The sequence below is a fragment of the [Mycobacterium] manitobense genome, from assembly GCF_025821665.1.
Classification (GTDB): domain Bacteria; phylum Actinomycetota; class Actinomycetes; order Mycobacteriales; family Mycobacteriaceae; genus Mycobacterium; species Mycobacterium arseniciresistens.
In genome coordinates this window covers 175,339-187,739 of the sequence record NZ_JACKSJ010000148.1, presented here as the reverse complement: position 1 = coordinate 187,739, position 12,401 = coordinate 175,339, and the positions used below count along the sequence as shown (strand labels likewise).

General features: G+C 69.0%; 12 protein-coding genes. 7 read left to right on the top strand and 5 right to left on the bottom strand.

Going from position 1 to position 12,401, the window contains the following annotated elements:
- Positions 1 to 24 precede the first annotated feature (24 nt).
- A complete protein-coding gene (locus H7I41_RS18560) occupies positions 25 to 1,155 on the top strand; it encodes an NAD(P)H-dependent flavin oxidoreductase (protein WP_264014070.1) in 1,131 nt (376 codons plus the stop codon).
- Between the two features lie 9 nt (positions 1,156 to 1,164).
- On the opposite strand, the gene lpqN is transcribed toward H7I41_RS18560, so the two are convergent.
- Positions 1,165 to 1,890, bottom strand: coding sequence for an envelope biogenesis lipoprotein LpqN (lpqN, locus tag H7I41_RS18555; protein WP_264014069.1), 726 nt, complete (start codon positions 1,888 to 1,890; stop codon positions 1,165 to 1,167).
- Positions 1,891 to 2,036: 146 nt separating this feature from the next.
- Here lpqN and H7I41_RS18550 point away from each other — a divergent pair, with 146 nt between their 5' ends.
- Positions 2,037 to 2,435, top strand: a complete 399-nt coding sequence (locus tag H7I41_RS18550) for a VOC family protein (RefSeq protein WP_264014068.1) — start codon at positions 2,037 to 2,039, stop codon at positions 2,433 to 2,435.
- Here H7I41_RS18550 and H7I41_RS18545 read toward each other — a convergent pair.
- Complete coding sequence (locus tag H7I41_RS18545; protein WP_264014067.1) at positions 2,372 to 3,127, bottom strand: AraC family transcriptional regulator; 756 nt, start codon at positions 3,125 to 3,127, stop codon at positions 2,372 to 2,374. The genes H7I41_RS18550 and H7I41_RS18545 overlap by 64 nt on opposite strands.
- 34 nt (positions 3,128 to 3,161) lie before the next feature.
- On the opposite strand from H7I41_RS18545, the gene H7I41_RS18540 reads away from it, so the two are divergent.
- The gene (locus tag H7I41_RS18540) at positions 3,162 to 5,429 is read left to right on the top strand and encodes a molybdopterin-dependent oxidoreductase (RefSeq protein WP_264014066.1); all 2,268 of its coding nucleotides are present in this window, start codon (positions 3,162 to 3,164) and stop codon (positions 5,427 to 5,429) included.
- On the opposite strand, the gene fadD17 is transcribed toward H7I41_RS18540, so the two are convergent.
- From fadD17 to H7I41_RS18525, 3 genes are read right to left on the bottom strand one after another with little or no spacing between them, the layout of a single operon-like run.
- Positions 5,410 to 6,921, bottom strand: coding sequence for a long-chain-fatty-acid--CoA ligase FadD17 (gene fadD17 / locus H7I41_RS18535; RefSeq protein ID WP_264014065.1), 1,512 nt, complete (start codon positions 6,919 to 6,921; stop codon positions 5,410 to 5,412). The genes H7I41_RS18540 and fadD17 overlap by 20 nt on opposite strands.
- Positions 6,922 to 6,923: 2 nt before the next feature.
- Positions 6,924 to 8,015, bottom strand: coding sequence for an acyl-CoA dehydrogenase family protein (locus H7I41_RS18530; protein WP_264014064.1), 1,092 nt, complete (start codon positions 8,013 to 8,015; stop codon positions 6,924 to 6,926).
- A 14-nt stretch (positions 8,016 to 8,029) separates the two neighbouring features.
- Positions 8,030 to 9,211 carry an acyl-CoA dehydrogenase gene (locus tag H7I41_RS18525; protein WP_264014063.1) on the bottom strand — a complete coding sequence of 394 codons (1,182 nt, stop codon included), beginning with the start codon at positions 9,209 to 9,211 and terminating at the stop codon, positions 8,030 to 8,032.
- A 176-nt stretch (positions 9,212 to 9,387) separates the two neighbouring features.
- Here H7I41_RS18525 and H7I41_RS18520 point away from each other — a divergent pair, with 176 nt between their 5' ends.
- From H7I41_RS18520 to H7I41_RS18505, 4 genes are all read left to right on the top strand, one after another.
- Complete coding sequence (locus H7I41_RS18520; RefSeq protein WP_264014062.1) at positions 9,388 to 9,579, top strand: ferredoxin; 192 nt, start codon at positions 9,388 to 9,390, stop codon at positions 9,577 to 9,579.
- Between the two features lie 28 nt (positions 9,580 to 9,607).
- Positions 9,608 to 10,510, top strand: coding sequence for a 3-oxoacyl-ACP reductase (locus tag H7I41_RS18515; RefSeq protein ID WP_308214637.1), 903 nt, complete (start codon positions 9,608 to 9,610; stop codon positions 10,508 to 10,510).
- 265 nt (positions 10,511 to 10,775) lie between these two features.
- Complete coding sequence (locus H7I41_RS18510) at positions 10,776 to 11,537, top strand: MlaE family ABC transporter permease (RefSeq protein WP_264014061.1); 762 nt, start codon at positions 10,776 to 10,778, stop codon at positions 11,535 to 11,537.
- Positions 11,534 to 12,388, top strand: a complete 855-nt coding sequence (locus H7I41_RS18505) for an MlaE family ABC transporter permease (protein WP_264014060.1) — start codon at positions 11,534 to 11,536, stop codon at positions 12,386 to 12,388. The genes H7I41_RS18510 and H7I41_RS18505 overlap by 4 nt, the downstream gene beginning before the upstream one ends.
- The last annotated feature ends 13 nt before the right edge of the window (positions 12,389 to 12,401 follow it).

Sequence of the window (12,401 nt, the reverse complement as noted above, 5' to 3'; positions counted from 1 at the left end):
AGCGACGGGGGAGATGACAGGCGCATGAGAACCGAGCTGTGCGATCGCTTCGGCATCCAGTACCCGATCTTCGTCTTCACGCCGTCGGAGAAGGTGGCGGCGGCGGTAACCCGTGCCGGCGGCCTCGGCGTGCTCGGATGTGTGCGCTTCAACGAGGCCGACGAACTCGAGAACGTCCTTCAGTGGATGGACGAGAACACTCTGGGCTTGCCCTACGGCGTCGACATCGTCATGCCGGCGAAGATCCCCACCGAGGGCACGTCAGTCGACATCAACAAGCTGATCCCGCAGAGCCACCGCGACTTCGTCGACAAGACGCTCGCCGACCTCGGCGTGCCGCCGCTGCCCGAGGACGAGGAGCGCTCCGAAGGCGTGCTCGGATGGCTGCACTCGGTGGCCCGCAGCCACGTCGAGGTGGCACTCAAGCACCCGATCAAGTTGATCGCCAACGCGCTCGGCTCGCCGCCGAAGGACGTCATCGACCAGGCGCACGAGGCCGGAGTCCCGGTGGCCGCACTCGCCGGCTCGGCCAAACACGCACTGCGGCATGCGGAGAACGGTGTCGACATCGTCGTCGCGCAGGGCCACGAGGCCGGCGGTCACACCGGTGAGATCGGCTCGATGGTCCTCTGGCCGGAGGTCGTGGATGGACTGCGCGCGCAAGGCCACCGAAATCCCGTTCTGGCCGCCGGCGGCATCGGCACCGGCCGGCAGGTGGCCGCGGCGCTCGCGCTCGGCGCCCAGGGTGTCTGGATGGGCTCGGCGTTCCTGACGTCCGCTGAGTACGACCTCGGCGTGCGCCGCGAGTCCGGCGTCTCGGTGATCCAGGAGGCGATGCTCACCGCGACGTCGGCCGACACCGTCCGGCGCCGCATCTACACCGGCAAGCCGGCCCGGCTGCTCAAGACGAAGTGGACCGACGCCTGGGACGCGCCCGACGCGCCGGACCCGCTGCCGATGCCGCTGCAGAACATCCTCGTCAGCGAGGCGCATCAGCGGATGAACGAGTCAGACAACCCCGCAACCGTGTCGATGCCGGTGGGCCAGATCGTCGGACGGATGAACGAGATCCGGCCCGTCGCCGACATCATCGCCGAACTGGTGACGGGTTTCGAGGAGGCCAGCAGGCGGCTCGACGGGATCCGCGGGAGCTGACCGGCCTGCTCAGAACGTGATCGTGGTCTTCTCGTCGATGTCCATTGTCGCCGGGGCCAGCACCATGCCCTGATCCTCGAGTGAGTCCGCGTTGAGTTGCAGCACATACACCGCGTCGGGACCGGGGATCACCACGGTCTTCTGGGCGACCAGCTTGGTCACGCCGTCCTGCACCCACGTCCCGCCCAGCTGGAACGCGGGATACTCGCCGAGAGTGCTCGTTTCGCCCTCGTTCATCGCCGACCAGCCGGACAGGTTCTTCAGCTCGCCCGACGCGAGATCGATGATGGCCTGCGGGTCGACATTGCCCTCGAGCCTGGACACCAACGCCACGATCGACGGCTGGTACTGCTCGGATTCCGGTCCGGTGTAGGCGATCGCGCCATAGGCCCACTCGGGCGTCTGATCGCCGGCGGTCACCCATCCCTCGGGGATCGGGAGGTCGATGACGGGCGCGCCGGGGTCGCCCATCTTGACCGGCGTCTCCTTGATGCCGTTCTCGGCGATGTAGCTGGCGATGGTCGGGTTGGCGCCGGCGGCGTCCTCGTCGCGCGGCGCGATGCGCAGCTTGCCGGGCGCGGCCGCTGCCGAAGAGGGTGTGCTGGAGGGGCTCTCACTGCTGGTGGCGCTGCTGGTGCTCGAGGCGGCGGGCTCGGTGTCCGAGCCGCAGCCGGACAGGGCGAGCCCGAGGACGGCGGCCGCGGCCACCGCTCCAGTTATGCCGCTGGTTTTCATCAATCGACCTCCATGGAGTGGAAACGCGGGACACAACGACAACACCGCAAACTTGTCGAGTGCGAGCGAAGCGTAGCTCACCCGGGTTGCCTGGGCTGTCCGATTTGTTCACGACGGTTCGCGCCGGTGTCCCTAACGTGACCGGTATGGATATCGCGCTCACCGGAACCACGATCGAGATCGTCGCGAAGGACCTGCGGCGGACGCTGGAGTTCTACCGCCTGCTGGGATTGGCCGTCCCGGAACCCGAAGGCGCCCCGCACGTCGAGGCCGAACTGCCCGGCGGCAATCTGCTCGCGTTCGACACCGAAGAGACCATCGCCGGGATGCACCCGGGGTGGACCCCGCCGGTCGCGGCGGGCCGGGTGGCGCTGGCATTCCGGGTCGGCTCACCCGACCAGGTCGATGCGCTGTACGAAAGGCTCACCACGGCAGGTCATCCCGGCGCTCTCGAGCCCTTCGACGCGCCGTGGGGGCAGCGCTACGCCACCGTGACGGACCCCGACGGCACATCGGTGGACCTGTTCGCGCCGCTGCCCAGCTGAGCGACCCCGACGCCTGCCAGCGTGCGAACCTCGCGGTGCAGGTGCGGCTGGTCGGCGTAACCGGCGCGCGCGGCGACCTCGGCTGCGGCGAGTCCGTCGCCGAGCAGACGCACCGCACGACGGAACCGCAGCACCCGCCGCAGCGCCGCCGGGCCGTAGCCGTACACCGCCGCGCAGTGCCGCTGCAGGGTTCGTGCGGACCAGCCCACCTCGGCGGCCACCGCCGACACCGCCGCACCGTCGGCCAGGCGTGCGGTGACGTGGAGCAGCACCGGCAGCGACCACGGCGCCGTCTCGGTGCCCGGTTCGCCGGCGGCCAGTGCGTCGGTCGTCACCAGCAGCGGCCGGTCGGCGACGTCGGGTCGCAGGTCGGCCACCGGCACCCGGTGATCGCGGAGCTCGGACGCCGGGACACCCAGCAGCCGGGGCAGCACGCCGGGTCGAAACCGCAGTCCGCGCACCGTCTCCCGGTGCGGGCCGCTGTGGTGTGCGCCTGTGTCGGGTCCGGCGACGACCACGCGGCCGTCCATCAGGATGAGATCCATGCATCCGTCGGGTAGTACCCTGCCCGGCTCGGCGGACCCTTCGCGTGTCCATCCGCACTCGACCAGATCGCGAAGCCGGCGCGGCGGCGGGAATTCGTGGTAGCCCACCCCGTCGACGTTACCGCCGCCGCGCTTCGGCCAACCCACCGCGGGACGGGACCCGAACCCATAACCTGGACACATGTCCAGTGAGGTGTCCGACCACCGCGTGACGTGCCCGCTCTGCGAGGCGATGTGCGGGCTGCGGGTCCTGGTGCGCGACTCCCGGGTGCTGAGCATCCGCGGCAACGGAGACGACGTGTGGTCGCGCGGCCACCTCTGCCCGAAGGGCACCACACTTGGGCAATTGCATGAGGACCCCGACCGGTTGCGGATGCCGATGGTCAAGGGCGGCGACGGTGTGCACCGCACGGTCGGATGGGACGAGGCGTTCGCCGAGGCCGAGCGGCGGCTGCGGCCGGTGCTGGAGGAGGACGGCGCCAAGGCGCTGAGCGTCTACGTCGGAAATCCCGTGGCGCACAACCTCGATCTCGCCTCCTACATCGGCGCGTTGGTCGGCATGGCCGGAGCGGCGGGCATGCCCGCGTACTACTCGCCGGGAACCGTCGACCAGTGGCCGCTCAACGTGGTGGGCACGCTGCTGTTCGGCGGGATGTGGAACGCGCCGATCCCCGACCTCGAGCGCATTGACCACCTCGTCATCCTCGGCGCGAACCCCGCTGCCTCCCAGGGCTCGATGCTGTCCGCGCCCGACGTGATGGGACACCTCGCCGACATCCGTCGCCGCGGCGGCACCGTGGTCGTCGTCGATCCGCGCCGCACCCCCACGGCCGACCGCGCCACCGAGTGGGTGCCCATCCGCCCCGGCACCGACGCGCTGCTGCTGTTCGCCATTCTGCGAATCCTGGCCGCCGACGGCGACATCCGGCGACCCGCGCATCTGGAGGGCAAGGTGGACGGGCTCGACGAGGCGATCGCGCTCGCCGATCCCTTCACCGCGGAGCGGGTCAGCGCGGCCACCGGCATCGAGGCAGCCACCATCCGGCGCATCGCCGCCGGCCTCGCCGCGGCGCAGTCGCCCGTGTTGTACAGCCGGATCGGCACCTGCACACAGGAGTTCGGCACGCTGACCACTTGGCTGGTGTTCGTCGTCAACGTGGCGCTCGGGGCGGTCGACCGGCGGGGCGGGGCGGTGTTCGCCAAACCCGCGGTGTTCTCGCCGATGTTCATGAGGCCGCCCGATCAGACAGGTGAGCGCTGGGAATTCGGCCGCTTCCGCAGCCGGGTCCGCGGCGCTCCGGAAGTCCTCGGGCAGTTCCCGCTCAGTTGCCTCGCCGAGGAGATCGACACCCCGGGGGAGGGCCGCATCCGCGCGCTGATCACGGTGGCGGGCAATCCGGTGATCTCGGCGCCCGGCGCACGCCGGCTCGACATGGCGCTGCCGAAGCTCGACGCGATGATCGCGGTCGACAACTGGCTCAACGAGACCACCCGGCACGCGCACGTCATCCTTCCCGGGCTGTCGCCGCTCGAACGCGCGCACAGCGACGACCTGTACTGGATGTACGCCGTCGCGTCGTGTCTCAAGTGGTCGGAGCCGGTGTTCCCGCCCGACCCGGGCCGCCCGGCGGAATGGGAGATCCTGCTGCGGCTGGGCGCTGCGGCGCTCGGCGTTCCGGTTCCGGAGGTCGACGTGGCGGCGATGGACGACATGTACACCACCGGGCTGCTGTCGGCGATGTGCGACCAGCCGGGAACACCGCTGACGGGACGCGACCCGGGTGAGGCGTTCGCGGCGCTGTCCGGCGTCGGACCGGCGAGGCTCGCGGACCTCGGAATCCGTCTGGGGCCGTGGGGAGATCAGCTGGGCCTGCGGCCCGGCGGACTGACGTTGGACGCGGTGCGCGCCCACCCCGACGGACTACGGCTGGCCGAACTGGACGGCGGGCGCCTCGACGAGGCCGTCACCACACCGTCGGGCCGGATCGAGTTGATCCACCCATGGATCACCGACGACATCCCGCGCCTGCTCGACCGGATCGACCGCACGAGCGCGGATCTGGTGTTGACCAGCCGGCGTCACCTGAGATCCAACAACTCGTGGCTGCACAACGTCCCGGCCCTGATGCGCGGGCGCGACCGCTGCACGCTGCTGATCCATCCCGACGACGCCCGTTCGGCAGGCGTCGCGGACGGGGGCCTCGCCGTGGTCACGACGAGCGCGGGTTCACTCGAGATACCGGTCGAGACATCGGACGAGATGATGCCCGGCGTGGTGTCCCTGCCGCACGGGTGGGGCCACGGCAGGCCCGGCACCCGGCTCGAGGTCGCCAACGCCCATCCGGGTGTCAACTCGAATCTGCTGAACCCGGTCGACGTCATCGACGTCCCGAGCAACACCCATGTGGTGAACGGGGTGCCGTGCCGGGTCAGCGCGCCGGCCGGCTGATCTCCCATACCGGGTCGGCGCAATCGGTGCCTTCGGCGGACAACTGCCGCTTGAGCACCTTGAACGTCTCGGTGCGGGGCAGTTCGGCGGTGATGCGGACGAACGACGGCCACTGCTTGGGGCCCAGATCGTCCTGAGCTGACAGGAATTCGCGTAGTCGCGGGGTATCGAGGCCGGCACCGGGACTCAGCACCAGCGCGGCCATCACCTGGTCGCCGACGGTCGGGTCGGGAATGGGATAGACGGCCACGTGGGCGACGTCGGGATGGCGCGCCAGGATCCGCTCGATCGGCGCGGTGCCCAGGTTCTCGCCGTCGACGCGCATCCAGTCGCCGAGCCGGCCGGCGAAGTACACGAAACCGTTCTCGTCGCAGTAGGCGAGATCACCGCTGTGATACATGCCGCCCGCCATCCGTACGGCCTCGGCGTCTGGGTCGTTGTAGTAGCCGCGGAACTGGCCGCGCCCGCGGGGATTGACCAGTTCGCCGATCTTGCCGGGTGGACATGGTTCGCCGGTCTCGACGTCGACGACGGCCACCTCGTCGGTCAGCGGCCCGAGTGCGCCGTCCGGGGTGTCCGGCGTGCGCGCGATCGACACCCCGCCCTCGGTGGACCCGAAGCCGTCGACCACCACCACGCCGAACCGCCGCGCGAAGCGGTCCAGGTCGCGCGGCGCACCTTCGTTGCCGTACAGGAACTTCAGCGGATTGTCGGCGTCGTCGTCGCGCTCCGGCGTGGCGAGGATGTAGGACAGCGGTTTACCGACGTAGTTGGCGTAGGTGGCGCCGAAGCGGCGGACGTCGGACATGAAAGCCGAGGCGGAGAACCTGCGCCGCAGCGCGATCGACCCGCCGGCGGCCGCGGCCACCGCCCAGCCGGCCATGATCGCGTTGGAGTGGAACAGCGGCATCGACAGGTAGAACGTGTCCGCCGGGCCGAGGCCGAACCGGTCGGCGAGCATCCGGCCGGGGAACGCCACCTTCTCGTGAGTGACGCGTACCGCCTTGGGTTCACCGCTGGTGCCGGAGGTGAAGATCAGCATGTACAGGTCGTCGGACGCGACGTCGGCGAACCGCACCGGGGTGCCGTGCTGCGCGGCCAGCTCGTCGGCCCACGCCGTCGACCCGACGTCGACGAACTCCACCCCGTCTGGCACCGGACCCGCGTCGTCGGCGAGCACCAGCTGGCAGTCGGCGCGGTCGATGTCGCGGGCGAGTGCGGCGCCGCGGCGAGTGGGGTTGAGCCCCACCGGCACCAGCCCAGTCAAGGCCGCGGCGACGAGCACCGTGGAGAAGAACGGCGTATTGCCCAGCAGCACACCGATGTGCGGCGGGCGGTTCGGGTCCAGCCGCGCCCGCAGCGCCGCACCGAGTGCCGCGCCGTCGGCCAGGTGTTGCCGCCAACTGACGAACGAGTCGTCGGCGTACACACCACGGTCGTCGACCTCGGCCAACGGTTCGAGCAGTCGACCGACGGTCGGCCCGCCGTCCACGGTCAGACCGGGGTGTCGGCCAGCTCGCGGCCGATGCGCAGCAGCGCACCGGTGGCGCCGCCGACCGCGAACTCGGTCTGCTTGGCGGCCAGGAAGTACCGGTGCACCGGGTGGTCCATGTCGATGCCGACGCCGCCGTGCACGTGCACCGTCGTGTGGGCGACCCGGTGGCCGGCCTCGGCCGCCCAGAACGCCGCACTGGCGACGTCGATGTCGGACGCGAGGTCCTCCGACAGCCGCCAGGCCGCCTGGGTCAGGGTGAGCCGGAGGCCCTTGATGTCGATGTAGCCGTCGGCGAGCCGCGACGACACCGCCTGGAAGCTGCCGATGGGCCGGTCGAACTGCTCGCGCTCCCTGGCGTATTCGGCGGTCAGCTCGAGCGCGCGCTCCAGCACGCCGAGCTGGAAGGCACTTCGGCCGAGCATGGACCTCGCGGTCAGCCACGACACCGCGTCGCCGAGTCCGCGGTCGCCGCCGACGTCGACGCCCTGCAACTCCAGGTATCCGACGCTGCCCAGTCCGGTGGTCTCCAGCGCGCGCACCGAGACCCCCGGGTCGTCCTTGCTCACCAGGAAGACCGTGGTGCCGGAGTCCGTTTCGGCCGGCACCAGGAACGCGTCGGCCACCGGCGCGTAGGGGACCTGGGTGCGGGTGCCGGTCAGGGTGTGGTTCCCGCCGCTCGCCGTCGCACGGACCGGACCTTCGCCCATCTCGCCGTCCAGGGCGATCGTGAGCACCTTGCCGCCGGTGACCGCGGGCGCCGCCCACTCCTGTTGCAGCGCCTCGGTTCCGAACGCGGCGAGCGCACCGGCGGCCAGTACCACCGATTCGAGGTACGGCACCGCGGCCAGCTGGCGGCCCAGGGCCACCAGCACCGCCACTTCCTCGAGCACCCCGTAACCGCCGCCGCCCAGCGACTCGGGGGCGGTGGTGCTCAGCACGTCGGCGTCGATCAGCTTCTGCCACAGTTCCCGGTCGAAGCGGTGCTCCTGCTTGTCGAGCGCGCGCTGGTGCTCGGGGGTGACCACCGACTCGGTGATGGTGCGGACCAGGCCGCCGAGGTCGTCGGCGGCTTCGGTTGTCGTGAAATCCATTTCGAGGCCCTTTCCTACCGGTTGACCCGGGGCAGGCCGAGGGCGACCATGCCGATGATGTCGCGCTGGATCTCGTTCGTGCCGCCGCCGAAGGTCAGGATGAGCGCCGAGCGGTGCATCCGCTCGATGCGCCCCCGCAGCAGTGCGCCGGGGGAGTCGGCCCGCAGCGTCGCCGAGGTGCCGAGCACCTCCATCAGCAGCCGGTAGGCCTCGGTCGCCAGCTCGGTGCCGTACACCTTGGCCGCCGAGGCGTCGGCGGGCGAGGGACCGGCGCCGCCGGCGGAAGCGAGTTCCCAGTTGACCAGCTTGAGCACCTCGGCCTTGGCGTGCACCCGGGCCAGGTTGAGCTGCACCCACTCCGAGTCGATCAGGCGGTTGCCGTGCGCGTCCTTGGTGTGCTGCGCCCAGTCGCGGACCGCGTTGAGCGCCACATAGATCGGTTGGGCGGAGACCAGGGCGACGCGTTCGTGGTTCAGCTGGTTGGTCACCAGCTTCCAGCCTGCGTTCTCCTCGCCGACGAGATTCGTCGCGGGGACCCGGACGTCCTGGTAGTAGGTGGCACTGGTGTCGACGCCCGACATCGTGTGCACCGGCGTCCAGGAGAAGCCGTCGGCCGTGGTGGGCACGATGAGCATCGAGATGCCGCGGTGCTTCTTGGCCTCCGGATTGGTCCGCACTGCCAGCCAGACGTAGTCGGCGTAGGCGATCAGGCTGGTCCACATCTTCTGGCCGTTGATCAGGTAGTCGTCGCCGTCGCGCACCGCGGTGGTGCGCAGCGAGGCGAGGTCGGTGCCCGCGCCGGGTTCGGAGTAGCCGATCGAGAAGTGCAGTTCCCCGGCGGCGATGCGGGGCAGGAAGAACTTCTTCTGCTCCTCGGTGCCGAACGCCATGATGGTCGGCGCGACGCTGTTGATGGTGAGGAACGGGACCGGGACGTTGGCGATCGCCGCCTCGTCGGTGAAGATCAGCGCGTCGATGGGCGGGCGGCCCTGGCCGCCGTACTCCGTCGGCCAGTTCAGCGTCAGCCAGCCGTCCCTGCCCATCTGCGCGACGGTCTCGCGGTAGACGTTGCCGCGCCCCATCTCGCCGTCGTTGGAGGCGAGTGCCTCGGCCCGGTCGGGCGTCATGAGCTTGGCGAAGTAGGCGCGCAGTTCGCGGCGCAACTCCTCCTGTTCGGGGCTGTAGCCGATCCGCATGGCGGTGAATCCTCACTTGTCGGCACCCTGCCGTGGGCACCCTGGTATCCACCTGGTTGTAACACGTTCTAGTCTTGGGGTCCAGGCCGGTGTTGCACACGCGCCTGAAGCCGGGGTCGTATTCTGACCCTTCGTCACGGGCGGGCCGTCCGAACAGCGGTTGCAAGGAGGTTGTCATGCGAGTGGAAGTCGACCGGGACCGTTGCGAGGGCAATGCGGTCTGCGTGGGGATTGCCCCGGATCTGTTCGATCTCGACGACGAGGACTATGCCGTCGTCAAGCAGGATCCGGTGCCCGCCGACCAGGAGGACGTCGCCGAGCAGTCCGTCGCCGAATGCCCCCGTGCCGCCCTGATCCGGAAAGACTAGAGGTATTCATAAATTGACTGATTCAGACGTGACCGATCTGTCCGGACGGGTCGCCGTCGTGACCGGCGCGGCCGCCGGGCTGGGCCGCGCCGAGGCGATCGGGCTCGCGCAGGCCGGCGCGTCGGTCGTGGTGAACGACATCGCCGCGGCGCTCGACAAGTCCGACGTGCTCGACGAGATCGCCGCGGCCGGCGCCAAGGGCGTCGCGGTGGCCGGCGACATCAGTGAGCGCGCCACCGCCGACGAACTGGTGGAGACGGCCGACGGCCTCGGCGGGCTCGGCATCGTCGTCAACAACGCCGGCATCACCCGCGACCGAATCCTGTTCAACATGTCCGACGAGGAGTGGGACGCCGTCATCGCCGTGCACCTGCGCGGGCACTTCCTGCTCACTCGCAATGCGGCCACCTACTGGCGGTCCAAGGCGAAGGCCGGGGATGGGACCGTCTACGGACGCATCATCAACACCTCGTCGGAGGCAGGCCTGTCCGGTCCGGTCGGCCAGCCGAATTACGGCGCCGCCAAGGCCGGCATCACCGCGCTGACTTTGTCGGCGGCGCGCGCACTCGAGCGCTTCGGCGTGCGGGCGAACGCCATCGCGCCGCGGGCCCGCACCGCGATGACCGCCGGTGTCTTCGGCGACGCCCCGGAGCTGCCGACGGGGCAGGTCGATCCGCTGTCGACCGACCACGTCGTGAACCTGGTCCGGTTTCTGGCGTCACCCGCCTCGGGAGGGGTCAACGGACAACTCTTCATCGTCTATGGTCCGACTGTCACGTTGGTGGCGGCGCCGGTCGCGGAGCATCAGTTCACCGCCGACGCCGACGCGTGGGACCCCGTGGAGCTGAGTTCGACACTGCGCGAATACTTTGCTGACCGGGATCCCGAGCGCGGCTTCTCCGCCACCGAGCTGATGGAGTCACGAGACTGACAGTCTCGGTTGTCAGTCGGCCGATGCGACTAGAACACGTTTCAGAATGATCTGTGTCACACTGGCGCTGACCAGCGTGAATATAACGAAATGGACCGGTTTTGCGGTTCATTGACACTGCGAACTTGTTCTAGTTAGTATGAGCCGGCTCACTAAGAGCAGTGCTTAAACCAGGGGTGGAATGGCCGCCGTCACAAGCGGTCCGGGGTTTTTCGCCAACGGCGAGATCCCGACAACTCCCCCCGCCCTGAGAACGGAGCCGAGGTTGTTCGAACAGCTCGCGGTCCCGGCTCGGGCTGTGGGCGGTTTCATGCAGATGTCCGTCGAAACTCTCCGAGCCACGTTCCGTCGGCCGTTCCAGTTTCAGGAGTTTCTCGACCAGACCTGGATGATCGCCAGGGTTTCGCTCATTCCGACGGTGCTGATCTCGATTCCGTTCACGGTGCTGGTCGCGTTCACCCTCAACATTCTGCTGCGCGAACTCGGCGCCGCGGATCTGTCGGGCTCCGGAACCGCGTTCGGCACCGTCACCCAGCTGGGTCCGATCTCGACCGTGCTCGTCGTCGCCGGCGCGGGGGCGACTGCGATCTGCGCCGATCTGGGCGCTCGCACCATTCGGGAGGAGATCGACGCGATGCGGGTGCTCGGCATCGATCCCATCCAACGACTCGTCGTGCCGCGGGTGCTGGCGTCGACGGTCGTGGCCATGTTGCTCAACGGTCTGGTGATTGCGATCGGCCTGAGCGGCGGCTACGTGTTCTCCGTGCTCCTGCAGGGCGTGAATCCGGGAGCGTTCATCAGCGGCCTGACCATCCTGACCGGGTTGCCCGAGTTGGTGATCTCAGAAGTCAAGGCCCTTTTGTTCGGCGTCATGGCCGGATTGGTCGGGTGCTACCGAGGCCTCACCGTCAAGGGCGGGCCCAAGGGTGTCGGAGAAGCTGTCAACGAGACCGTCATCTATGCCTTCATCTGCCTCTTCGTGATCAATGTGCTGATGACGGCGATCGGCGTTCGGATCACCCAATGAGTCAGCTCGGAAGTTACGACGCGTCGCTGCGAATCCGGCGTGCGTTCCGATGGCTGCCTCGGGCTGTCGACACGTTCGGCGAGCAGGCATTGTTCTACGCCGAGTCGATCCGATACATCCCGCACGCGCTGGGGCACTACCGCAAGGAAACACTCCGGCTGATCGCCGAGATGACGCTGGGCTCCGGTGCGCTGCTGCTCATCGGCGGCACGGTCGGCGTCGCGGCGTTTCTGACCCTGGCGTCCGGCGGCGTCATCGCGGTCCAGGGTTACGAGTCGCTCGGCAACATCGGCATCGAGGCGCTGACCGGGTTCCTCTCCGCGTTTCTCAACGTGCGCATCGTTGCGCCGATCATCGCCGGCATTGCGCTCGCCGCCACCATCGGCGCCGGCACCACCGCCCAACTGGGTGCGATGCGCATCGCCGAGGAGATCGATGCCACCGAGGCGATGGCCATACATTCACTCTCCTACCTGGTGTCCACCCGCATCATCGCCGGGTTGGTCGCGATCGTTCCGTTGTACTCGCTGGCGACCTTGGCTGCGTTCTTCTCCGCCCGCACGATCACCGTCTACGTCAACGGACAATCCGGCGGTCTCTACGACCACTACTTCAACACGTTCCTGATACCGACGGACCTGCTGTGGTCTTTCGCCCAGGCCATCGTGATGGCGGTCGCGGTGATGCTGGTGCACACCTACTACGGATACAACGCCTCCGGCGGACCCGTTGGCGTAGGCGTCGCGGTAGGTCAAGCGGTACGGACGTCGCTAATTGTCGTGGTCGTCATCACCTTGTTCATTGCACTCGCCGTGTACGGCGCGTCCGGTAATTTCAACCTCTCGGGGTAGAAGGGGAGGGCAG

Coding starts and splice junctions, on each gene's coding strand:
- H7I41_RS18560 (WP_264014070.1), top strand. CDS start 25: ATGAGAACCGAGCTGTGCGATCGCTTCGGCATCCAGTACCCGATCTTC.
- H7I41_RS18525 (WP_264014063.1), bottom strand. CDS start 9,211: ATGCGGATCGGCTACAGCCCCGAACAGGAGGAGTTGCGCCGCGAACTG.
- H7I41_RS18530 (WP_264014064.1), bottom strand. CDS start 8,015: ATGGATTTCACGACAACCGAAGCCGCCGACGACCTCGGCGGCCTGGTC.
- H7I41_RS18550 (WP_264014068.1), top strand. CDS start 2,037: ATGGATATCGCGCTCACCGGAACCACGATCGAGATCGTCGCGAAGGAC.
- H7I41_RS18540 (WP_264014066.1), top strand. CDS start 3,162: ATGTCCAGTGAGGTGTCCGACCACCGCGTGACGTGCCCGCTCTGCGAG.
- lpqN (WP_264014069.1), bottom strand. CDS start 1,890: ATGAAAACCAGCGGCATAACTGGAGCGGTGGCCGCGGCCGCCGTCCTC.
- H7I41_RS18520 (WP_264014062.1), top strand. CDS start 9,388: ATGCGAGTGGAAGTCGACCGGGACCGTTGCGAGGGCAATGCGGTCTGC.
- H7I41_RS18505 (WP_264014060.1), top strand. CDS start 11,534: ATGAGTCAGCTCGGAAGTTACGACGCGTCGCTGCGAATCCGGCGTGCG.